The organism is uncultured Gimesia sp., from assembly GCF_963972345.1.
Lineage (GTDB): Bacteria > Planctomycetota > Planctomycetia > Planctomycetales > Planctomycetaceae > Gimesia.
In genome coordinates, this window is the sequence record NZ_CAXAVM010000060.1 from 1 (window position 1) to 22,755 (window position 22,755).

At 49.8% G+C, this 22,755-nt stretch carries 17 protein-coding genes; 8 read left to right on the forward strand and 9 right to left on the reverse strand.

Annotated elements, in window-relative coordinates; translation table 11 throughout:
* Window positions 1–14 precede the first annotated feature (14 nt).
* Window positions 15–752 (reverse strand): hypothetical protein, encoded by a 738-nt coding sequence (locus tag AACZ40_RS12195; protein WP_291170190.1) that lies wholly within the window; start codon window positions 750–752, stop codon window positions 15–17.
* A gap of 498 nt (window positions 753–1,250) precedes the next feature.
* On the opposite strand from AACZ40_RS12195, the gene ppk2 reads away from it, so the two are divergent.
* Entirely contained in the window at window positions 1,251–2,165 is a 915-nt protein-coding gene (ppk2, locus tag AACZ40_RS12200; protein WP_291170189.1) for a polyphosphate kinase 2, read from the forward strand.
* Between the two features lie 34 nt (window positions 2,166–2,199).
* On the opposite strand, the gene AACZ40_RS12205 is transcribed toward ppk2, so the two are convergent.
* Window positions 2,200–4,539 carry an exo-beta-N-acetylmuramidase NamZ domain-containing protein gene (locus AACZ40_RS12205; protein WP_291170187.1) on the reverse strand — a complete coding sequence of 780 codons (2,340 nt, stop codon included), beginning with the start codon at window positions 4,537–4,539 and terminating at the stop codon, window positions 2,200–2,202.
* A 50-nt stretch (window positions 4,540–4,589) separates the two neighbouring features.
* Window positions 4,590–6,266: an NAD+ synthase gene (locus AACZ40_RS12210; protein WP_291170185.1), complete on the reverse strand. Its 1,677-nt coding sequence runs from the start codon at window positions 6,264–6,266 to the stop codon at window positions 4,590–4,592.
* Between the two features lie 269 nt (window positions 6,267–6,535).
* Here AACZ40_RS12210 and AACZ40_RS12215 point away from each other — a divergent pair, with 269 nt between their 5' ends.
* Window positions 6,536–6,925 carry a hypothetical protein gene (locus AACZ40_RS12215; RefSeq protein WP_291170183.1) on the forward strand — a complete coding sequence of 130 codons (390 nt, stop codon included), beginning with the start codon at window positions 6,536–6,538 and terminating at the stop codon, window positions 6,923–6,925.
* Between the two features lie 84 nt (window positions 6,926–7,009).
* On the opposite strand, the gene AACZ40_RS12220 is transcribed toward AACZ40_RS12215, so the two are convergent.
* The gene (locus tag AACZ40_RS12220) at window positions 7,010–9,307 is read right to left on the reverse strand and encodes a tetratricopeptide repeat protein (protein WP_291170181.1); all 2,298 of its coding nucleotides are present in this window, start codon (window positions 9,305–9,307) and stop codon (window positions 7,010–7,012) included.
* 495 nt (window positions 9,308–9,802) lie between these two features.
* Window positions 9,803–10,363, reverse strand: a complete 561-nt coding sequence (locus tag AACZ40_RS12225) for a nicotinamide-nucleotide amidohydrolase family protein (RefSeq protein ID WP_291170179.1) — start codon at window positions 10,361–10,363, stop codon at window positions 9,803–9,805.
* 123 nt (window positions 10,364–10,486) lie between these two features.
* Here AACZ40_RS12225 and trmB point away from each other — a divergent pair, with 123 nt between their 5' ends.
* Window positions 10,487–11,128, forward strand: coding sequence for a tRNA (guanosine(46)-N7)-methyltransferase TrmB (gene trmB, locus AACZ40_RS12230; RefSeq protein ID WP_291170177.1), 642 nt, complete (start codon window positions 10,487–10,489; stop codon window positions 11,126–11,128).
* A gap of 14 nt (window positions 11,129–11,142) precedes the next feature.
* On the opposite strand, the gene AACZ40_RS12235 is transcribed toward trmB, so the two are convergent.
* Both AACZ40_RS12235 and AACZ40_RS12240 read right to left on the reverse strand, forming a co-directional pair.
* Window positions 11,143–11,817 (reverse strand): hypothetical protein, encoded by a 675-nt coding sequence (locus tag AACZ40_RS12235; protein WP_291170175.1) that lies wholly within the window; start codon window positions 11,815–11,817, stop codon window positions 11,143–11,145.
* 26 nt (window positions 11,818–11,843) lie between these two features.
* Entirely contained in the window at window positions 11,844–13,253 is a 1,410-nt protein-coding gene (locus AACZ40_RS12240) for a TAXI family TRAP transporter solute-binding subunit (RefSeq protein WP_291170173.1), read from the reverse strand.
* 309 nt (window positions 13,254–13,562) lie between these two features.
* Here AACZ40_RS12240 and serA point away from each other — a divergent pair, with 309 nt between their 5' ends.
* The 3 genes from serA (at window position 13,563) to AACZ40_RS12255 (ending at window position 17,676) form a co-directional block, all read left to right on the forward strand.
* Window positions 13,563–15,188: a phosphoglycerate dehydrogenase gene (serA, locus tag AACZ40_RS12245; RefSeq protein WP_291170171.1), complete on the forward strand. Its 1,626-nt coding sequence runs from the start codon at window positions 13,563–13,565 to the stop codon at window positions 15,186–15,188.
* A 309-nt stretch (window positions 15,189–15,497) separates the two neighbouring features.
* Complete coding sequence (locus AACZ40_RS12250) at window positions 15,498–16,148, forward strand: HNH endonuclease (protein WP_291170170.1); 651 nt, start codon at window positions 15,498–15,500, stop codon at window positions 16,146–16,148.
* 214 nt (window positions 16,149–16,362) lie between these two features.
* The gene (locus AACZ40_RS12255; RefSeq protein ID WP_291170169.1) at window positions 16,363–17,676 is read left to right on the forward strand and encodes a homoserine dehydrogenase; all 1,314 of its coding nucleotides are present in this window, start codon (window positions 16,363–16,365) and stop codon (window positions 17,674–17,676) included.
* A 9-nt stretch (window positions 17,677–17,685) separates the two neighbouring features.
* Here the strand turns inward: AACZ40_RS12255 and AACZ40_RS12260 are convergent, their stop codons facing one another.
* Together AACZ40_RS12260 and AACZ40_RS12265 are read right to left on the reverse strand one after the other, a co-directional pair.
* A complete protein-coding gene (locus AACZ40_RS12260; RefSeq protein ID WP_291170167.1) occupies window positions 17,686–18,528 on the reverse strand; it encodes a peptidylprolyl isomerase in 843 nt (280 codons plus the stop codon).
* A gap of 51 nt (window positions 18,529–18,579) precedes the next feature.
* On the reverse strand, window positions 18,580–19,500 hold the full coding sequence (locus tag AACZ40_RS12265) for a carbohydrate kinase (protein ID WP_291170165.1): 921 nt from the start codon (window positions 19,498–19,500) through the stop codon (window positions 18,580–18,582).
* A 132-nt stretch (window positions 19,501–19,632) separates the two neighbouring features.
* Here AACZ40_RS12265 and AACZ40_RS12270 point away from each other — a divergent pair, with 132 nt between their 5' ends.
* Complete coding sequence (locus tag AACZ40_RS12270; RefSeq protein WP_291170163.1) at window positions 19,633–20,064, forward strand: acyl-CoA thioesterase; 432 nt, start codon at window positions 19,633–19,635, stop codon at window positions 20,062–20,064.
* Between the two features lie 223 nt (window positions 20,065–20,287).
* Entirely contained in the window at window positions 20,288–22,732 is a 2,445-nt protein-coding gene (locus AACZ40_RS12275; RefSeq protein WP_291170161.1) for a DUF87 domain-containing protein, read from the forward strand.
* Window positions 22,733–22,755 lie beyond the last annotated feature (23 nt).

Consider the following 22,755-nt stretch of genomic DNA (forward strand, 5'->3'; position numbering starts at 1 on the left):
CACGCAAACCAGAATCACTTTCTTAAATTGACAAACTGATTTCTGAGATACTCCTGAACTGTGATGGTATTCACTTCTTTATTCTTGCGAAGTGTTTCCCAGTGATGGATCAGGCCACGATCTTTATGATCCAGTTTCCAGTGAATTTTGTGCTCAGCTCTCAGGTGCAGTTTCTCTTCCAGACGTGTGTGTAATTCGACTTCAATGGGAATCAGTTTTCTGGTCCTGAGCTCTTCATTCAATGCAATGCGCGATGCAGGCGGCAGTGTATAGGGATGGAGAACATAATTGAGTCGCGCCATCCAGTCAGCGAATCGGAGATAATTCTCAACTGATGCCTGCTGATCAGGGGCAACACACTGCACACGGTAATTGATCAGTTTACTTTCCAGTGACAACTGATTTTTATTACTGTCGAACTGAGTCTCAAAAATCGGATCCAGCTGAAATTTCAGCCGGGAAGCAATTTCTCTTCCCGTCGATTCTTCTCGTTTAATCTGGTCGTGAATATATTCCTGAGTCTGATGCCGCGCCACATTCAACAGATGTTTGATTTCGTCAAAATTGATCACCGTTTTCAACATCCGGGATTCGTTTAATAAAATCAGTTTTTTCTGGATCGGATCAAAGATCGTCACTTCACCTAATCCATCTACATGATCATAAACTTTTTCTGCATGGAAAATCGAAACACTGCGGGAAACGATGATCGGATCAGTTTCCTGCTGATGTTGATAAATCGTGGTGCGCATTCGGAATTCCTGCGCGAAGCAGAAACAGTCTCCTGTGCCGCACACTACAGCGAACATGCCTGTGATGAGAATCGATCTCCACATATTGGCTTTACTTTCCTGAGAAAACAGACGGGACGACCTGTGACGTCACGGAATTGCGATAGTTCAGAAGGTCGGCAGTTGCATCGTGAAATAGGAATCGGGGCAAGAACTTAAGAAATGTGGCGTGAAGACTAAAAAAAAGGCTGTTTTGCTGCAAGAGGAAGTTGAGATCCTTCCCAGGCAGGTCCCGTTTGAATTACGTTATGAAGTTAGGAAGCATTCGGATAACATTCAGCGCAAGTCTTTTCTAACATAGCATTTACGAAAACAGGCTACTCCATTTGAATGAACATGGATTGAGAGCTCTCCCGAAAGGCCTTCTTTTTTCTCATCAGAACTTCATAATGAAGACTCTTGATCCCGTTGATTATGCATTTCATTACTGGTTCCAATTACTCAAACACAGGTCATTCCATGGGTTCCAAGTCAGATAAGAAGTCACAGGACGCTTCGCTTTTACCAGTCACGCACCACCTGAAACTTCCCAGTGATATTGTCCCAGATGAGATTCAGAAAAAAGTCAAGTCGGCCGAGAAGGGGCAGATACTCTGTAAGCATTACCCTTATCCCACCAAAATGAATCGCAAAAAATATGAACGTGAAATCACCCGCCTTCAAATTGAACTGCTGAAACTGCAGCGCTGGGTCCAGTTGAATGGTGAGCGACTGGTACTGTTGTTTGAAGGACGCGATGCTGCCGGCAAAGGAGGTACCATTAAACGTTTTATGGAACACCTCAACCCGCGCGGTGCCCGGGTCGTCGCTTTACCGAAACCAAATGAGAAAGAACAGGGGCAGTGGTATTTTCAACGTTATATCGAACACCTGCCCACCCGAGGTGAAATCGTCTTTTTTGATCGCTCCTGGTATAACCGGGGAGTCGTCGAGCCGGTCATGGGATTTTGTCGTCCCGCAGAGCACCACACATTTCTGCGCGAAGTGCCTCAACTGGAAAACATGCTGGTGAACTCGGGAATTCACCTGTTCAAACTCTGGTTTTCCGTCAGTCGTGAAGAACAGTTTCGGCGGTTCAAAGCACGCGAATCCGATAAATTGAAGCAGTGGAAACTCAGTCCGATTGATGTTAAAAGTCTGGGACTCTGGGATGAATATACCAACGCACAAAATGCGATGTTCATGGCGACTGATACAAAAGCATGTCCCTGGACTGTGATCCGATCAGATGATAAAAAACGCGCACGAATCAATTGCCTGAGGTACGTGCTCCATCAGCTGGATTATCCGAATAAAGATCAGGAGCTTGTAGAAGGATACGATTCCCAGATCATCGGACCTAAAGAGGACATCTACGACACCAGTGAATGGTAAACAGGCATTGGATACATAAACAGGATCGGCCCGCTCAATACAACAGATATTTTGCACGGCGAAACCCGAATTCAGCCAGGTCCTGTTGATAGAGTGCCTGAATTTGCAACACCGATTCGCCGGCGACGATGGCGTCAAATACGCTCTGATTCCCCAACAGGCGATTATAGGATTTCGTTTCCCATTGCTCCGGATGCAGCGCACGTAGCTGGCAGGCTATCTCCAGACCGGTCTCTACTGACTGAAACCGCCATCGATCGGTTACAATGAAATTCACGCCGCTACATAATTCATTAGCAAACTTGCTGGATACCGGCGTGAATTGAACGGGTACGAATCGTACTCCCGGCAGTCCCGAGCGATTCAATTCCCGGGCCAGTTGCATTCCGTCGAGCCAGGGAGCACCAATCCATTCAAAGGGAGTATCCGTCCCACGCCCGACTGACAGATTCGTCGTCTCCAGCAGACCGATCCCGGGATACAGTACTGCTTCGTTCAGACTCCGCATATTGGGCGAGGGGTTAACCCAGGTCAAACCGGTTTCATCGTAGTACATTTCGCGCTTCCAGTTCTGCATGGGAATGACCTGCAGATCAGCACCGATATTCATCTCTGTATTAAACAGGCGCGCCAGTTCTCCCGCAGTCATGCCATGACGTACGGGGATGCGATGATAGCCGACAAAGGACTGCGAACCTTCATCCAGAACCGGTCCGGAGAAATCGATTCCATTGATTGGATTCGGACGATCCAGCACGATAAAGCGAATTCCCTGCTGCTTTGCGGCCCGCATGGCATTTCCCATCGTCGAAATATAGGTATAAAATCGGGCACCAATATCCTGAATGTCAAACACGAGCGCATCCAGATCCTGCAGGCTCTCCGGCGTCGGTGTTCGAGTCTTGCCATACAGGCTGAAGATTTTCAGTCCCGTTTTTTGATCGGTGCTGTCTCCTATCTTTGAGACATCCAGTTTGCCGGCGAAGCCATGTTCGGGGCTGAAGAGCGTTTTCAAATCCACTTGCGGCGCGTTATTGAGAACCTGAACCGTGCTCTCTCCTTCGCGTGTCAGTCCCGTGTGATTCGTAATCAGCCCGATTCGCATTCCATTCAATACTTTGAACTGTTCCCGCTTTAAAACATCAATCCCGGTCAGTACCTCCAGACTTGCTTTCGAGGGCACTTTCACTCCACCAATCGATTGATTCTTAATAGCGGCGGCTGCGATGGTACCGATACGGCCTGCCAGCGAATTAACAGAACCTTTGCCATCGGGGTGAACCCGGTTACTCAGGAAAATCACAAACAAATCCTGCGCCGGATCGATCCAGAGTGACGTTCCCGTAAAACCCCCGTGGCCAAATGCCTGTCGGGAAAAGAGATCACCACGATTGGAAGAATAACCCGAAAGCACATCCCAGCCCAGTCCGCGCATGATATCAACAACCTGGTAGCCTCTGGTCATCAATTCGACGGTCGTCGGTTTCAGGATTTGTGTATTCCCAGAACGTCCCTGATTCAGCAGGGCTTGCGCATAAATGGCCAGATCCTCGGCGGTCGAAAACAGGCCAGCATGTCCCGCGACACCATCCAGTTTGTAGGCTCGTGGATCGTGAACTTCCCCCTGCATCCAGCGTCCTTCACGCTGTTGAGTGGTCGCGGCACGCTTCTTCAATTCCGCTGCCGGAAGATACCCTGTTTCGGTCATTCCCAATGGCTGAAAAATATGTTTCTGCGAGTATTCATGCACCGACTGTCCAGTGACGCGTTTGACAATATCGCCCAGCAGAATAAATCCAACGTCGGTATAAGCAAAGCGGGTTCCCGGTTCGTAGTATAACTTCAGATCATAAATACGCTGCATCGCCTTTTCCGGGCCCTCCTGGTAATCCTTGATGGAATTATCGGGAATCAATCCACCCTGATGAGTTAACAGCTGATAAACCGTAATATCCTGCTTTCCATTCGAAGCAAATTCAGGAATATATTTGGAAACTGGATCGCTGAGCTGAACTTTGCCCTGCTCGATCAGTTGCATGATACTCGTTGCTGTCGCAATCGGTTTGGTAAGGGATGCCAGATCGAACACCGTGTCCGTGGTCATCGCTACTTCTTCCGGCTGAAGCTGTCGATCACCGTACGCTTTCAGAAAGACGACTTTCCCCTGATATCCCACCAGTACGACGGCTCCGGGCATGGAATCACGTTCCAGTCCTTGTTGAACGACAAAGTCGATCAACGCCAGCCGCCCGGGGTCCATGCCCACCGATTCCGGTGAAGCGGAGGGCAGATGATGAGAGTCGGCTGCCTGGCCTTGATGACAGCTGCAGACGAATAACAGAAGCGTGGTCACAATCCAGAGATAGTTTTTCATTGTTTATTCCCACAGCAGGAGTCAGGGTGTCATCAGATCTGTCAATATTGTTATTCATCATTCCACTGGAACCGGGCAGCCATCGGCATGCGGCGTCCGGAACCGAAGGCACGGGCAGAGAGCTTAATGCCCGGAGGCATCTGCCGCCGTTTGAATTCATTGCGGTCCAGGCGACCTGCCACCCAGAGGACGGTCTCCAGAGGAAACTCCTGCGCCAGGCTCTTCACCGAGCGCTCGTCCTCAATCAGCCCTTTCAAAATTCCATCCAGTAACTCATACGGTGGCAGCGAATCCTGGTCAACCTGATTCGGGGCCAACTCGGCACTGGGAGCTTTTTCGAGTATGTTTTCCGGTATCACGACTCTCCCCGCTCTTTGATTCACATACTTTGCTACGCGATAAACGTCACATTTAAAAACATCGCTCAGCACAGCAAATCCGCCCGCCATATCCCCGTACAACGTACAATAGCCCATCGCCAGTTCGCTTTTGTTACCTGTCGCCAATGCCATCCAGCCATGTTGATTGCTGCGGACCATCACACTTGCTCCCCTGATGCGTGCCTGTAAATTCTGGTCCGCCAGGCCGGTAGGCTCAAGTTTTAAGTCTTCGCCGATCACCGGCAGATTCTCAAAAGCGAGATGGACTGAATCAATGGGGATCGTCTCGTGATCAAGACCCAGGTTTTCTACCAGTGCCAGTGAGTCAGCGACACTGTGATCGCTGCTGTATCGACTGGGGAGCAGCAGTGCGTGTACGCGTTCTGGTCCGATTGCTTCTGCCGCAATTGCACAGGCCAGAGCGCTGTCGATTCCACCAGACAGCCCCAGGACACAATCTGTAAATCCACACTTCTGCATATAGTCCCGCAGCCCCAGAACCAGGGCATCGAACAGTTGTTCTTCACGGGATATAGAACGGATGTCCGGAGAGTCTCTCTCAAGGGTCTGGTCTGTCTCATAATACTGGATGTCTTCTCGAAAGCCGGGCATCTGTAATACCAGACCGCCGGAAGCATCTAATACAAAACTATGACCATCAAATACGAGATCGTCATTCCCACCCACCTGATTCACAAACAGATAGGGAATCGAGTAGCGACTCCGATGCGCATCAATAATTTGATGTCGACGACTTCGTTTATCAATCTCGAAGGGACTGGCGGAGATATTGATCAGTAAATCTGAGCCGGCTTCCGCGAGTATTTTGACTGGATCCGGTAATTCAAAGGGCTGATTGTGATAGAAAGTATCTGGTTGCCCCCACCAGGCATCCTCACAAATATGCAGACCTAATTTCAGCCCCTGGAATAGAACCGGTTTGATCTGCCTGAGATCTGCGTGACGAAAATAGCGTTGCTCATCAAAGACATCGTAATTGGGAAGCAGCAATTTATGAATTTGTGATTCGATTTTCCCCTGAAACAGTAGGCTGGCCGCATTCGCGATTCGTCCTGCAGGGAGATCTCGCCCTGTGGGATGACCAATGATTACACCGATCTCGGGATTCAACTGTGCTGCCAGCATGTCGAGGGCACGATCACAGGCTTCGATAAAACCCTCTCGGAGTAAAATGTCCTTAGGTGGATAGCCACAGAGAATCAGTTCCGGGAAGAGAACCAGATCGACGTCAGATGGAACTGCGCGATTTACTGTTTCCAGAATTTTCTGACAGTTGCCGGACAGATCGCCGACAGTCGGGTTCAATTGTGCCAAAGCAATTTTCACAGACGCTCTCAACTCCTGAAACAGATATTATTTTTGTAGCGATTCTAACGGCCAGACGGGATGTGCAATCCAAACTCACTGAAAATCGGTTGTCAATCAACTTCATTTTACAAAAAAGGGAGGAAATGCTCTCTTTTTTTTGACCCGTACAAAGAATCGAACTAAGTTTAGATGAGCAGATCCAGATTGCTCAAGGGAACGGGGCCAGTCGTGAAGGCCCAGCTTGTATCGATCCCCCACTTCGAATCATCCCGAGACCGACTTCTCCTATGACGCATTCTAGAAAAAGATCAGCCGCAGAAACAGGCACACGCCCTTTACTGAGCCATACTTCGATCCTGATTATCAGCATCTTTGTACTCGGTATGGCCACGGGAACCACTTCATCCATTCCTGCTGACAGTACCTTTCTGATGATGGGGGTGTTTGGCCTGATTTCTTATTTTGGTCTGGGCACGCTGGCTGCTACACGTGAACGAAAGTTGCGAAAGCAGGAAATGGAACAGAAAGAGGAAGCGTTGGAAGGACGGCTGGAACGTCATCTTTCAAAAGACTCCCAGTCCAATATTCCTCAGCGTGAAGCCCTGAACGACTCTGATCAGAGCTATCCGTATCAGACCGTAAATACCGGCGCGGACATTCTCCAGAACCGCTATTGATGCTGAGTCTGACTCAATAAAAAAACGGCTTCAATCCTGAACATCCAGGTTTGAAGCCGTAGTGAAACGATCAATCAGAATTTTTCAGTTCGCGGAAGGTGGAGTCACCCGGCGTACTCGGCTCAAGGCATTCTTGGCTGCAGTTCGCACTTCGGAATTGGTATCGAAGCGAGCTTTCTGCAGTTCCGGAATCGATTTATGGGCGTAAGGTCCGATCTCTCCCAGGGCGTAAGCAGCACCTGCACGTACCTGGCTGGCTTTATCCTGTAAAGCGATGCTCAGGACAGCAATCACATGATCATCTTCCGGCTTGAGATCTGCCAGACTGTAACTGGCCAGCCAGCGGATATTCACATCTTTTGACAGCAGGCAATCGGCAAGCGTTTTGTTCGCCTGATATTTCCACTCTGAGTCGCGGGCCAGCAATTCTGCCGTATGCAGACGAACATACTCGTTATTGTCCGACAGAGACCGTACCAGGATGGGAGTCAGTTCCTGTGAGTGAACCCCGATCTGAGCCAGTACTGCTGCCGCAAAGGAGCGATCGCTTTCGACGGACGAATTCATGGCATCCATCAGAGTCGGCACCGAGTCATCCGTATTTCCGGCGATCTTCCACAAGGAGAATGCACACTGGATACGGACTCCCATGTTCTCGTGCAGAGACAAAGATCGCAGAGCTGGCACTGCAGCAGCAGCTTCAGCTTCCATTGCCCCCAGTCTCTGGATAGCCTGTTTCAGTTCTGGTACCTGATTTGAGTTCAGTTCTCTCACCAGGCTTAACACTTCACCCTGAGCATCGGGACATAACGCTTCCGCGGTGTTCGGTTGAATGAGATCCTGCTTTTTGGGCTGACTGACGCTTGCGGTCTGGACCACCAGCTTCTGGTTTTGTGTAACAGGACGGCTTTCGATCTGTTGTGACAAGGTATTGATTTTACCGGATTCAGCAGTCTTGATCGAATCGGGATCAAGTGGATTCCATTTACCGATTCGTGTTACCTCAGATCCCTCAAACGGGGATGTGACAGTGGTCGTATGACTGGCATTTTCAAACGGATTTCTTTCCTCATACTGAGGTTCTGTCTGCTGTACCAGGCGATACTCCGGCTGGGGAGCAGGTGATTCCTGCTGTGGTGGAGTAAAGTCGGAGATCAGTTCGTTCTGCAGTTCACGCATCAGTTCAAATGCGGAACGTTTCGTTTTGGTCTGGTTCTGCTCTGGTGACGCAACTTTAGCAACCTGCTCTGTTGCAGCAGCTACAGCTACGGTTTTTTTCTCGATTGCAGCAGCGCCTTTCAGTCGGTTAACATCTTCATCCGTCAGCTTTCTGAAACTGACATTCTCCTGTGGTTCGGGCTGGCTTTGGACCTCAGCCATGATTTTTTCAACTTCGACAACCTGCTTTTGCTCGGGTTTTGTCGAGGCGACTTCAACCTCTGGTTCGTCGAAAGCAGATTCTGCCAGCATCGGGTCAGCCAGGAACGGGTTTTCACCAGAGGACGCATCATTATCTTTGAGGAATCGATCCCGGATCGCCCGGAACGGAGAATCCTTAACTTCTGCGACTTCGGTTTTTGGCTGGGATTCTTGAGATTTCACTTCTGGCTTTGTCGTATTAGTACGATTTACCTTTCGAAACATGTCTTTTTCCAGACCGGCCGTCTGCATCTCCGGTTTGGTCTGCGATTTCTGTGAATGGCTCACCATCCTCGTATCGGGGGAGGATTTCAGAGCAGGATCAGCAGACAGTTGTGCAATGTTCTGTTCAACACGCTTCAATAACTTCTGGTTCTGTTCAAATTCTTTCGACCCCTGTTTGATCGATCCCCGCCCACTGGCATCTCTCTGGCTCATCGCCAGAGACTTTTGATAGTGAGTAAGAGCCAGTTGTTTTTCGCCACGCTCTGCATGCAGATGAGCGATAATTTCATGCGCTTCAGCAGGCGAACTGATTTTGCAGAGCTGAGTATAACTCTCCTGCATTTTCCCCTGGCTTCCCAGTACTGTTGCCAGGCGGGTTGTGGCACGTTCGCTCTTGGGGCTCAATGAAACCGATTTTCTCAACACATCTTCGGCTTCAGGATATTTTTTCATTTTGTAAAGTGCATACCCGTAATCGCTCAATAATTCTGCATTTTCGGGCGTGAGCTCTTTTGCTTTTTCAAAGTACTCCAGCGATTCGTCACGCTCACCCAGTCGGTAGCTGACGATCGCCAGTCGGTGGCATGCCAGTGCCCGATCCGGATCTGCCTTATGAATGGATTCATAGGTTTTCTTAGCCTTTTCCAATTCTTTTTTGTGTTCCAGATCCTGCGCAACGGCCATTTTGCTGTCCAGAACTTTTTCCCTGGCGGAGGAAGGGAGCATGGCTGTGGGCATGTGTGAACAGCCTGCAAATGGAACAGCGACAGACGCTGAAAGAACTGCGGCCCAAATACTGCAGCGCTTCATTTTGATATCCTCTAAAAAGTAGAGTCGAGAGCGATAAATTTGCTATTGCCGACTTGTGAATTCAATGACGGGAGAACTTTGAGAGATGTTCTCTTCAAGATACTCAATTCGATCTATTGCCAGATTCGGTTCTGGTTGGATCGATTGTAATTGATGAAATGCATTGAACGACCACTCACGGCCTAGTGAATAGTTCGGTTATTCAAGTTGTGTCGATGCAAAGGGAAGTACAGAATATCGTACTCATAACGAAGATCGTGCCGGACGAAGCGGTTGCAACACGTGGCAAAACCAAGAGACCTGTTCCGGAAAGCTAAAGCTTGACGATTATTCCGGATATGCAACCGCGAAATCACACGGCCCGACTACTGGTTCATTAATCATGAACCTAAAAGTGTTCCCTGTCTCGGTTTGAGACGGAATTTACTGTACACCGGCTGAAGCAATCAAAGTCAGAAGTTGATGAGCAGCGGCAATCTGTCGTTGCTGCCTGAACGTCAATGGGTGCCTGGAATCCGATCCCAAGTCCAGTTCGGCCAGTATTTCGTCGCATTGATAACTTTCAGCAGAGATCAATTCCGACCTCATTTGAGGCCCGTCGCCAAGGATTCGTGCCAGACCGATACAGATAATCCCATCCTGGAGTACAGGAGCGTCGGGCCCCAGATGTCCCGTAATCGAGGCGGACAATGTCGCTTCCGGGGTCTGATTCAACACACCCAATGCCATTTCACGAGCAGTTTCAACACTGACGTCCGTATATTCATCCAGCGTCTGCCTTTGAACTCCCAGCCATTTCATTTTTGTATCCCAGCGGTAGACCACGGCAGAGCCACAAAAGTGTTCTGAAATCCCCGGGATGCTGGTCATCAGCGTAGCCACCAGACCGCCAGTACAACTTTCTGCCAACACCAGTTTCTGGTTATTCTGTACCAGTGCTGACTTGACCTGAATCGCCGCCTGCATCAAATATTCGGAAAACATCTGGATCTCCAAAAAACAAACTTCGAGGCTCTCGTGATAATTTACAGCTCAGGATATCTATTCTACAGTGTGTGCAGCAAATATTATGTAAGTTATCCACCTGAAAGCATCACCCTTTAAATCATGTCGCGTCCCAAACCAACCCGAGATCTTCGCCCTTACTTTCAGACACTTGAGGATCTGGAAGGCCCTTTCGAGTGGGATCGTTTCTTTGGGAATGATCATCCCGTCGTCCTGGATGTGGGGGCAGGCCGTGGACTGTTCCTGTTTAATGGCAGCGGAGAACACCCGGAAAAAAACTTCCTCGGCATGGAAATAGATTATCGGGAAGGCAGACGGGCAGCAAGCCGATTACTCAAAGCCGAACGGCCGAATGCCCGCATGCTGGGGGGAGACGCCCGGATTGCATTTGATAAATTCATTCCGGATTCATCCATCTCCGAAGTACATGTCTACTTTCCCGATCCCTGGTGGAAAAAACGTCATCATAAACGACGGATCTTTACCGACGTATTCGTCAGCCGCATCACCAAAGCGTTAAAGCATGAAGGCGAACTGCACTTCTGGACCGATGTAGAAGAGTACTTTGAACGCGTCAAAAACCTGATGGATCATGCCAGCCAGTTTATCAGCCGTGAGGCACCTGAAGAAAAACTGCCTGAGCACGATATGGACTTCCAGACCAGCTTTGAACGAAAAAAACGCAGAGAAGGCTGGAAGATTCACCGAGGGCTCTGGGTATTACAGAAACCTGCTGAGTCCTGAGCATTCATATCCAGTCAGTTTTCGAAAATCACATGCTCTAAATCGATTGGTCGATTGTATTTGACTCGACGTCCCACATGATACCACCAGATGCCCCGGATCGGATAGAAAAACACGGAGCGGACGAACTCGTGCTGCTGTCGTAAACCGGCCAGATAGGACTCTTCAAACTCGGGAAACTCTTCTGCCAGTTCCAGCCGCTTAACGCGTTTCAGATCCTCAATTGCCACCTGATGTTTTTCATTCAGAATGCCCGTCTGTTCTACTCCGAATGACTGGACGTACCGCCCCGGTGGTGCCGGAAAGATTAACGCTTCTCGATCGTTGGCTGTGATCAGCGTGTTACTTTCTTCGAAGATCGTCGTAAAACTATGAAATCGGCCGTAGGGGGAGAGTGTGGTCTGAAAGAATGTCGCCAGTGAGTCATTCTCCCAGACGATGATATAGTTCTGCTGCCAGCGATAAACGCCGACTGCTACAAATTGATTCGTCTGTGACCAGTCTGCTTCTGCCCTGCACTTGCCCGTAAGATAATCACCCCAGTCTTCTTCCGGTAATAGAATCAATTGGGGCGATCTCATATGCTGAATGGCATAGTAGATCAGAAACGGAATTAATATAAACAGATAGCAGAGTATCATGACCACTAGGATTATCAGACCATTGATCAGGTTGGCGTTCGCCAGCATTTTTCGGTTCCGGATGCAATTAAGTTTCAGCTGTCAGATTCAGGACTTTTGTTTATTTTCTCACCCAACCGATCAATTTTCCAGCCCAGCAGCTTGGCATTGATTTTGTCACTTAAAGCATGGCACATCTCAAGAAAAGCATCCGTCGCACGATCCTCATTCAATTCATGGGCAGAAAACTGGTTCAGATTCTCCTGTCTTAAGATGGTCACCTCGTCCAGCAGAACCTGTAAATCCGGACCATCTGACAGGTTATTGCCATCCAGTTTCATCTGCTTCTTCTCAATCGCCAGCAGCTGTCTGATGTAGCGGTCCAGCTTATGTTCTTTGGCTTTTTCACGCCGTTTCTGGATCTGACGCCACAGCAGGTAAGTCGCAATCAGCATCGATACGATAAACGATCGCATTCCTTCAGTAACTTCAACAAACTCCGAATTCAGAAAGGGCTTCAGTTCGGGATTATAGATATGATCGGCCCCCACATGCAGGGGAAACCCCTGGCTGTCCCGGACAAAGGAATTTCCTCCCTCGATCAATTCATTCAGTTGTAACTGCTTTGAAAAATCCTGATGTAAAATAATGGCGGTCACTCCCGAAACCAGTTCGTCGGAAACCGACTCTCGGGCAAGCAGGTGTGCGCCACAGGCTACCGTTGGCAGGTCTTGTGGTGGCACAACCGGATCTGCGCGGCGGAACATTCCGGCCGGGATTTCATACTCGTCAAAGTGTGTTTCCTTACGTGTGAGTGCCTCTATATAGGGTATTTCCAGAATTCGATATTTTCCAGTGTCAAGCAGTTCATGCAGAACAGGTGCCTCGATTCCCACTGTCAAGATGGCGGCGTCCAGTTGATTCTGATCGAACTGCTCTTCAATTTCTTCATACGACAGGTAGGCCGGTGTAATCTCTTCCAGACTGATTTGTGCATGCCGCAAGAGAGGCAGACTGGCAGCAAGGTCTCCAGATCCCTGTTCCCCCAGAGCGATGCGATGCCCTTTCAGATCTGCCAGTTTAATAATCTCGGAGTTAACAGGCACGATCACATGCACAACCTGTGAATACAGATTTGCGATGAAACAGATGCGGTCCGTTACCGCCTGCTGTGGGGGTTTACTCTTTTCTTGCTCCGTTTGAAATCCCTGCAGCACATACTCAGCCCCTGGCTGATAGAATCCCAGATCGGCTTTACCACTTCTTAATAACGCAAGGTTCTCCAGCGAGCCTTTCGTCTGAATGACTTTTACCTTTGTTCCAAGCTGCTGTTCCAGCAGGTCTTTGAGCTGTAACGCCATGCTGTAATAGCGGCCTTCAGGATGACCGGCTGCAATTGTGATCTGATCCGGCAAAGCCGTCAGCCAGCGGTACGCCTGGTGCAGAATGACGGGTAGGAAGATCAACAGAATGACCAGCAGCACTTTGATGACAGACCGCTTCATATCTACCTTCTTCGATGAATTCTCAAAAATAGTAATGCTTGTGGAATCCGGGAGAATGTGCACAGACTATCATACTCTGTTTAACTAAAGTTTTCCCCTTTCGAGACATAAATAGAAGGATCCCTGGCCGAAATCGAGGCAAGGCTGCTCGACCTGGCCTCTGTTTCGGGAATTCCCGAGTTTGCGGTGCTGTTTGCCTTGGCGCGATTTTTTGGCGAACTATGCTAAGTGACGATACCTCTGTATCATCAGGGAATCATTGTGATTTCCCTGACCCGTTTCCCTTATTTTAATAAGTGAGTGAGTTCCATGTACCGAGTCCTGATCACGGACAATCTTTCGCCAGCCGGTCTTAAAATCCTCGAAGATAACCCGGAAATCGAAGTGGATATTCGTTCCGGCTTATCACCAGAAGAAGTACGGGAAGCACTCAAGACGGCAGATGGTATTATCATCCGCAGCGCGACTAAACTCACTGAAGAGATCCTGAAAGGTCAACCCCGGCTGAAAGCGATAGTGCGCGCCGGTGTGGGGGTCGACAATATCGATCGTGCCGCCGCTACGCGGGAAGGGATTGTCGTCATGAATACGCCGGCCGGGAATACCACCAGTACCGCCGAGCAGACAATTGCCCTCATGATGGCGCTGGCCCGGAACATCGGCCCCGCCTATGCCACCATGAAAGAAGGAAAATGGGAACGTAAAAAACTGACGGGAACCCAGGTCGCTGGTAAAACGCTGGCCATTATCGGGCTGGGACGCATCGGTCTCTCCGTCGCACATCGTGCCCAGGGACTGGAAATGAAAATCATCGGGTACGATCCTTTCATGTCATCAGAGCGTGCCGCCGAGTATGGCATCGAACTTTACAAAGAAGTCGATGAACTGGTCAAACACTGTGACTTCCTGACAGTTCATACCCCCCTGACCGATGAAACACGTGACCTGATTAACGCCGCGCGGATCGCCACAATGCGACCTGGCGTGCGAATCATCAACTGTGCCCGCGGTGGTATCGTCAATGAAGACGATCTGGCAGATGCCCTGGAATCCGGAAAAGTCGCCGGCGCCGCCTGTGACGTATTTACCCAGGAACCTCCCGAAAACCGACGTCTGATCGACGCTCCCAACATGCTGGCCACTCCCCACCTGGGCGCCTCAACTGATGAAGCCCAGGAAATGGTGGCACTTGAAGCCGCAGAGATTATTTCTGACTTCCTCACCAAAAATGAAATCCGACATGCCATCAACATGATTCCTGTTTCCGGTGCCGAGATGGCTGACCTGAAACCGCATATCGAACTGGGACACCGCCTGGGACTGTTTCTATCGCAACAGACTAAAGGCAGCCTGAAAAGTGTCCAGATTCAATATCGAGGGGAGGTCGCTGACAAACAGACTAAACTGATTACATCCAGCTTTGCAGCCGGCCTGCTGTCCAATGCTTTTGAAGCAGAAATCAATATCGTCAATGCAACGGTATTTGCCAAAGAACGTGGGATTGAAATTTCAGAATCCAAATCGACGGAAGTCGGGACGCTTTCGACTTTGATTACGGCAACCGTCGAAACTGAAGATGGAAAATGTTCCGCAGCAGGTACGATCTTCGGTCAGGACTTCCTGCGTCTGACCCGACTGGATGAGTTCTATCTGGATGCATACCTGGATGGCAATCTGCTGATCTACCGTCATCACGATGTCCCCGGTCTGATTGGTTACATCGGCACCGTTCTGGGTAATCACAATGTCAATATCGCCCATATGGCATTAGGTCGCCTGCAGAATCAGCCTGGTGGTGAAGCAATTGCCGTCTTGAATGTCGACGGTGATGTTCCAGAAGCTGCGATTGCTGAAGTATCAAATCACAAAGATGTCTCCTGCGTGAAACTGATTAAAATGCCTCCAGCCACCGCGCCGCTGTCCTGGTTGCAATAAAAACTGATTTGAATTTTCCGGCCGCTTCTCCTGCTTCGACTGATCAGGGGAAGCGGCTTTTTCTGGTATACATTTCGCCCATTCCCCTGAAACTATTGCCTGGGGGGCTCCCTCCAAGGTAAAATAATTGCGAGGAAGGTACGCGCCAGAATATTACATGGAATCTGAATATTTGAATTGACTGGTGAAACAGTTAAGGTATCATTCCCGGCAATTCTTATGCTTTGTTTCTTTGTAAAGTCGCTTGAGTCTTAATCGTACCTCAATATTGCCATTACCTTGCTAAGAGATCTGGGGGATGGGCGGCATATGATTTCAGCAACGACCGGGAAAGCACATTCCAGTGCCATGCAGGCGAGTGTATTGGCACTGAACAAGACTTACTCGCCGGTGCACGTGATCTCTGCAAAAAGGGCATTCTGCCTGCTCAGTAAAGATATTGCAGAGGTAATCAGCGTGGAAGACGGCAGTTTCATGAACTACGACTTCAGTTCCTGGATTGAAATCAGTGAGCTGCGAGCTGAATTTAATGAGCGGAATGAACTGGAAGACTGGGTTCTCTCCGTCAATTTTGAAATCCAGGTGCCTCGCGTGGTCCGCCTGCTCCGCTACGACCGGATCCCCAATAACACTATTAAGTTCAACCGCCGCAATATTTTCATCCGAGACAGCTATCGCTGCCAGTACTGCCAGAAAAAGTTCAGTCTCAAACAGCTGAGTCTGGATCACGTGATCCCCCGCTCTCATGGCGGGGGCATGAACTGGGAAAACATCGTCAGTGCCTGCAGACGATGTAACACGAAAAAAGGAGGCCGCACACCTTCACAGGCTGGTATGAAACTGTTTCAGAAGCCTGCCAAACCCAGCCGCAATCCGGTGTTACTCCAGCAGGTCAAACAGGCAAAATATGAATGCTGGAAAAATTTTGTCGGCTCAAAAGAACTTCTCGCCTGTGACTGATCCCGTCCCGCTACCTGCTTCCGGCTTTTGCTCTCTCCCATTGCCTTTCTGCATGAAATGTCCCTTAAAATCGCTAAATCTCACGCGATTCTCTTGATGAAATCAGCTGATTTTTAAGGCCATGGTTCCACTCTCCCGGTGAACCGTCTATATTACGATCCTGAAACATGGCCTTTTTTGGCAGTCACTTTTATCAAACACTCGGGAATCTGGAATGTCGTCTTCTCCGTTAAATGTCGCGATTATCGGTATGGGTACCGTGGGCAGTGGTGTTGCTAAAATCCTGCTGGATCGTTCCGAACAAATGACGACGCGGGCTGGACGCCCCATTCATCTCAAAAAAGCCGTCGTCCGGGACCTGTCCCGTCCAAGAAATATTGATCTGCCCCCTGATGTTTTAACTGACAGTATTGATGCTGTCATCAACGATGAATCCATCGACGTTGTCATTCAGCTGATTGGGGGAATTGACCCGGCTTATGATATCATGCTCCGCGCCCTTGAAAGCGGCAAAGACGTGGTCACCGCAAATAAAGCACTCCTCTGTGAAAAGGGAGAAAGTCTGTTTCAACGCGCCCGGGAACTGGGGCGCTGTATCTGCTTTGAAGCAGCTGTGGCGGGGGGGGTGCCTCTGCTTGAAACCGTCACACAGGCGATGACAGCAAACCAGATCACCTCCATCGAAGCCATTTTAAACGGGACCAGTAATTACATCCTGACAGAGATGTTTTCTCACAATGTAAGTTACGCTGATGCCGTGAAAAGCGCCCAGGAAATCGGCTACGCGGAAGCTGATCCGGCCATGGACGTCGATGGGACAGATGCGGCGCAAAAACTCGGAATTCTGGTGCAGCTGGCATTGGGCATCAAAGTAAATCTTGATCAGTTTCTGCGACAGGGAATCGACAGCCTGTCCCTGGCGGATTTACAGTACGCCTCAGAGTTGGGTTACACCGTCAAATTACTGGCGGTCGCCAAGCTGCTGGATGGTCAGCTGGAAATGCATGCCCAGCCCACTTTGATCCGCAATGACAACCCACTGGCGCATGTGGAAGACGCCTATAATAAAATTGCCCTCGAAGGCGATGCCGTCGGTAAAGTCTGGCTGTCAGGCATGGGAGCAGGCCAGATGGCGACGGCTTCCGCGGTCGTTGCCAACGTGGTTGATATTGCCGTTGGCAGAGCCGCTCTGACATTTCCCCGACTCGATCTCTGGAACCCGCGCCAGGGCATCAAGATCATGCCCCGCGAGGAAATTTCCCGACGCTACTTCCTGCGTTTAAACGTGGAAGACCGCCCGCATGTTTTAGCTGACATCACGAACGTATTAGGCGACCATGAAATCAGCATCGCCAGCCTGGTCCAGCACGAAGCGCCGGAAGTTGATCCAGACGAAGCATACTCAATCGTACCGCTGGTGATTATGACCCATCGCACGACAGAAGGCCGCTTTCAGGCCGCCAGCAGGGAGCTGGATGAGCTGGACTGCATCCGGTCTCCCTTTGTGCGTATGCCGGTCAACGACTGATCGGGCCGATTACTCTTTCGTAGCCGGAGCCGGTTTTTCGGTCTCTGGTTTCGCAGCCGCATCCTCTTTCTTTTCAGCGGCAGGTGCATCGGTCTTCTCTTCTTCCTTCGCAGCGGGTTTTTCAGATCCCGGATTGTCCGTTTCTGGTTTGCTTTCAGCCTTCTCACTGGTTTCAGCTGGCTGCTCGCCCACGATGGTTGCCTTTTTAATGTAGTCCAGCATGGGGAATTCTTTCTTCAGGTAAGCATTCCCTTCATCCACAATTTTTCCCTGATAAGGACCACGGCCCTGAGGTGCTCCTTCTCCATATCCATTATAGAGAGAATCAACGACATCCATGCCTTCGACCACCTTCGCAAACGGAGAAAAGCCCATTCCGTCCAGATTGGAGTTATCCCCGAAGTTTATGAAAAACTGTGTAGACCGCGAGTTGGGCATCCCTGTTTTCGCAAAGGAGACGTAGCCACGTTTGTTCGATTCTACCACGGGATCATCCATGATATTGTTATCGCGCCATTTGGCATGCAGTTCCGGATCTCCGTTGATACCAGTCTGTGCCATGAATCCCTCGATAACACGAAAGAAAGCAGTGTCGTTATAAAAACCGTTCTTAACCAGTTCCTTAAACCGTTCTGCTCCCCGGGGTGACCATTCCGGATGAACTTCCAGCTTGATATTCCCTTTGGTTGTCTCCAGCAGAACCTGGTAATCATCGGCACCGCTGGGCGTATCCTTTCCACCTGCTTCAGCAGCTTGAGGTACTTCGGGATCACTGGCAGTGGGGACTTCTCCAGAACAGCCAACGCAACACAATACAATCAGACTCAATACCAACAGACTAAGACGTAACATCTCTTCGATCCTTATATAATTAAAAGTTGTTAATAGTATTGACGAAACCGGTCATAAAGAATTTTGTATTTCCTGACTGAGTTGTTCAAATTCCTGTTTCAGAACAGGCATCGCGCCGGCCTGGCTTGCTACCAGACCACCTACCCGATTCGCGAACAATGCAGCCTGCCGCCAATCCCAACCCAGTAACCGTCTTGAAATTAAAGCTGCGGTAAACGCATCGCCGGCACCGACGGCATCGACAACCTCTACCGGAGAACCGGGGATATCATATTCCTGTCCGTCAGAATAAATCAGGCATCCTTCTGCTCCACGTGTAATGCAGATCGCATCCAGTTGATAATCTTTCTGAATCTGATCCGCGAACTGCCTGGGGCTGTCGATTGATAATCCCAGAATTTCGCTCAGCTTATCTACTTCGTCCTGATTCAACTTGACCATCTTTGCAGCTGCCAGAGAGCTTTCCATCCAGCTTCGTTCATAGTAATCCTGGCGGAGATTCACGTCATATACCACCAGGCAATTTTCCGTAGTGGCAGCCAGGCATTGATGAATCGCTTCGCGTGAAGCTGGTTCCCGCTGCGCCAGAGTCCCGAAGCAGACCGCCTGGGACTGCTGCATCAACGCAGACAGATCCTCATTAAATTCCAGATGGTCCCAGGCAACCTGTTCATGGATGGTATATTGAGGATCGTTTGCATCGGAATACTGTACGGTGACAGTGCCTGTGGGAAAGGATTCATCAACCTGAACATGATCCACAGACAGTCCCTGCTGCTTCAGAAATTCCAGCAGTTCATTCCCGAGTTCATCCTGTCCGACGCGTGTGACGACGGTCCCCCGGCATCCCAGCTGATTGGCCTGGAAGGCGACATTCGCCGGTGCGCCGCCTGGTCTTCTCTCATCCTCAAAACAATCCCAGAGTAATTCACCTAAACCAATTACCAGGGGAAGCGAATTAATGTTATTCATGGAACTCAGATTCAATTTTGATGCGATTCAATTACACTGTTCCGAGATGGCAGCCCGGAAACGGAGTGCTGCTCCCATACAAGCACGATTTCTCACAGTGGATACCATACCATAATCGGGGATACAAATTCCATGCATCGCATTTATGAATACCATCATTTAGTGACTGAAGATGAAATCGACGGATTAGGGCATGTCAATAACGTAGTCTATTTGAAATGGTTACAAGATGCAGCAGTCGCTCACTCCAGGGCAAATGGCTGGCCGGGAAGCCGTTATCGCGAATTGAAAATCGGCTGGGTTGCGCGCAGTCATTTTATCGAATATCTGCAACCCGCATTTGTGAACGAGGAAATCGTTGTGCAAACCTGGATTTCCACGCTTCAGAAAGTCAAATCGTTGCGAAAATACAGGATTATCCGTCCTGCTGATTCCCAGATCCTGGTACGCGCTGAAACAAACTGGGCGTTTGTGAATTACGAAAGCCTCGCTCCCCGCCGGATTCCGACGGAAGTTTCTGCCTGCTTCTCAATTGTTCCCGAGGCGGAAGAACCCGGAAATTGAATCATCCAGCAGAAATTCGCTTCCCGTTTTTTAGGGAAGAATCTGACTCAAAACGTGAAATCAGACAGACAGCATGGTACTCTATCTACACTTTCAGATTGCACGCTGATCTGAAAAAATTTTCAATTCACCATCGGGTCTTTTTTGATTCTCGCCCCATGGTCTTCGATACAGACATTAGACTGAAAACGGACTCATCGCTTCACTCCATTCACGGTGAATTATGACTGACCAACCCTATGAAAAGCTGGGAGCATTCTACCTGGGACGGGAATATGACCTGCCTGAAAATCGGGTGAAAGAAGATCTGGTATTATATGACAGTAAAGATCTGACAACACATGCCGTGTGTGTCGGGATGACCGGCAGTGGAAAAACCGGCTTATGTCTCTCTCTGCTGGAAGAAGCAGCCATTGATGATATTCCTGTCATCGCCATTGATCCCAAGGGGGACTTGGGAAATCTGTTACTGAATTTTCCGGATTTAAAACCTGCTGATTTTCGCCCCTGGATTGAAGAAAGCGAAGCCGTACGCAAAGGCAAGACACCTGACGAATACGCAAGCTGGACTGCCGATCTCTGGAAGAAAGGACTCGCTGACTGGCAGCAGGATGGCACTCGTATTGCCCGACTGCGCGATGCCGTCGACATGGCAATCTACACACCAGGCAGTAATGCCGGGCTGCCCCTGTCAGTTCTGAAATCTTTTGATGCACCGAGCGACGCGATTTTGAACAACAGTGATGCCCTGCGAGACCGCATCATGTCTGCAGTATCGGGACTGCTGGCCCTCCTGAAGATCAATGCTGACCCGATCAACAGCCGGGAGCACATCCTGCTTTCCAATATTCTCAGCAATGCCTGGAAAGAAAAACGCAATCTGTCCATCGCCAGTCTGATTCAGGAAATCCAGGCACCCCCGTTTGATAAGATCGGTTTCCTCAACCTGGATATGTTTTACCCGGCGAAAGAGCGCGTTCAGCTCTCTCTGCAACTCAACAACCTGCTGGCTTCTCCGGGATTTGAGTCCTGGATGCAGGGGGAAGCATTAAATATTGAGCGACTGTTAATGACAAAACAGGGTAAGCCCCGTATCTCCATTCTTTCGATTGCCCACCTGTCTGAATCGGAACGTATGTTTTTTGTCACAATACTGCTCAATGAAGTGCTGGCCTGGGTCCGCAGTCAGCCAGGTACCTCCAGCCTGCGGGCAATTCTGTATATGGATGAAGTTTACGGCTACTTCCCTCCGACAGCGAATCCACCTTCTAAAACTCCCATGCTCACCCTGTTAAAACAGGCACGTGCCTTTGGTCTGGGCGTGGTGCTCTCGACACAGAATCCGGTTGACCTGGACTATAAAGGACTCTCGAATACCGGTACCTGGTTTATCGGTCGCCTGCAGACAGAACGCGATAAAGCACGTTTACTCGATGGCCTGGAAAGTGCATCGGGAACAGCCGGCAGCCAGTTCCATCGACAGGAAATGGAAGCCATTCTATCTGACCTGGGAAGCCGGGTGTTCCTGTTGCACAATGTGCACGAAGATGCGCCCGTTGTCTTCCAGACCAGATGGGCATTGTCCTATCTGCGAGGTCCACTGACGAGAAATCAGATCAAAACGCTGATGGATCCACGTAAACAGGCGATTGCCGAATCGACTCCGGCAACAGCGGTCATCACGACATCAGAACCAGACCTGTCACAGCCGCCATTGATTCCTCCAGAAATAAAACAGCGAGTTTTTACTGCTGCGACGATTGCCTCGACGGGAAGTCGACTCGTCTATCGCCCGGGGTTGATCGGTCTTGCGAAACTGCGCTACGCCGATGCCAAATCCAAGGTCGATCTCTGGCAGGATGTGGCTCTGCTGCTGACAGTCACCGGTTCGGTTCCAGAGTCTGTCTGGGAAGCGGCTACAATCATCCCGCCGGGTAATCTGGACTATGATTCAGAACCTGATTCCCAGGCCGTCTTTGCAGAAGTCGACAGTCTGCTCACAAAACCGAAACAGTACCAATCCTGGGAAAAGGAATTGAAAACATACCTCTACCAGGAGCGCCCGCTGAATCTCTGGTTTAGCGCAGATCCAAAGCTGTATTCCGAACCGGAGGAAAATGAATCTGCGTTTCGGGCGAGACTCAAACAGCTGATGCGTGAGGAACGTGATCTCCAGATAGAAAAATTAAGATCTAAATATGCTTCCAGATTCGACATCATAAAAAATCGGATTCGAACAGCAGAAGAGCGTGTGGCGCGGGAAGAATCACAGTACAGCGAAAAAAAATTGAGTACGTTTCTCTCGATCGGCACGACGATTTTCGGTGCAATCATGGGCAGAAAAGTAGCCAGCGCCACCAACGTCCGCAAAGCATCCACTGCTGCACGCAGTGTGGGACGCGCCGCCAAGGAGCACGATGATATTGGACGTGCGAAAGATGCTCTGGAAATCCAGCATCAAAAATACGCTGCCCTGGAAACTGAGTTTCAGCAGGAGATCGACGAACTGGAAGAACCGATTCGGCCGGAAGATCTGGAAATTGAGGCCTATCCTGTCCGCCCGCGGAAGTCTGATCTCATGGTGAATGAAGTTTCATTCGCCTGGCTCCCCTGGTCTGTTGATCCAACCGGAATCAGCCAGCCCCTCTATCGACGAGAAGAAGAATAGTTCCCGCCAGAGAATAGAAAGAC

Bases quoted from the DNA above. Each gene is read 5' to 3' on its own strand.
- AACZ40_RS12195 (WP_291170190.1), bottom strand. From the start codon at position 752: ATGCGCACCACGATTTATCAACATCAGCAGGAAACTGATCCGATCATC.
- ppk2 (WP_291170189.1), top strand. From the start codon at position 1,251: ATGGGTTCCAAGTCAGATAAGAAGTCACAGGACGCTTCGCTTTTACCA.
- AACZ40_RS12205 (WP_291170187.1), bottom strand. From the start codon at position 4,539: ATGAAAAACTATCTCTGGATTGTGACCACGCTTCTGTTATTCGTCTGC.
- AACZ40_RS12215 (WP_291170183.1), top strand. From the start codon at position 6,536: ATGACGCATTCTAGAAAAAGATCAGCCGCAGAAACAGGCACACGCCCT.
- AACZ40_RS12220 (WP_291170181.1), bottom strand. From the start codon at position 9,307: ATGCCCACAGCCATGCTCCCTTCCTCCGCCAGGGAAAAAGTTCTGGAC.
- AACZ40_RS12225 (WP_291170179.1), bottom strand. From the start codon at position 10,363: ATGTTTTCCGAATATTTGATGCAGGCGGCGATTCAGGTCAAGTCAGCA.
- trmB (WP_291170177.1), top strand. From the start codon at position 10,487: ATGTCGCGTCCCAAACCAACCCGAGATCTTCGCCCTTACTTTCAGACA.
- AACZ40_RS12235 (WP_291170175.1), bottom strand. From the start codon at position 11,817: ATGCTGGCGAACGCCAACCTGATCAATGGTCTGATAATCCTAGTGGTC.
- AACZ40_RS12240 (WP_291170173.1), bottom strand. From the start codon at position 13,253: ATGAAGCGGTCTGTCATCAAAGTGCTGCTGGTCATTCTGTTGATCTTC.
- serA (WP_291170171.1), top strand. From the start codon at position 13,563: ATGTACCGAGTCCTGATCACGGACAATCTTTCGCCAGCCGGTCTTAAA.
- AACZ40_RS12250 (WP_291170170.1), top strand. From the start codon at position 15,498: ATGATTTCAGCAACGACCGGGAAAGCACATTCCAGTGCCATGCAGGCG.
- AACZ40_RS12255 (WP_291170169.1), top strand. From the start codon at position 16,363: ATGTCGTCTTCTCCGTTAAATGTCGCGATTATCGGTATGGGTACCGTG.
- AACZ40_RS12260 (WP_291170167.1), bottom strand. From the start codon at position 18,528: ATGTTACGTCTTAGTCTGTTGGTATTGAGTCTGATTGTATTGTGTTGC.
- AACZ40_RS12265 (WP_291170165.1), bottom strand. From the start codon at position 19,500: ATGAATAACATTAATTCGCTTCCCCTGGTAATTGGTTTAGGTGAATTA.
- AACZ40_RS12270 (WP_291170163.1), top strand. From the start codon at position 19,633: ATGCATCGCATTTATGAATACCATCATTTAGTGACTGAAGATGAAATC.
- AACZ40_RS12275 (WP_291170161.1), top strand. From the start codon at position 20,288: ATGACTGACCAACCCTATGAAAAGCTGGGAGCATTCTACCTGGGACGG.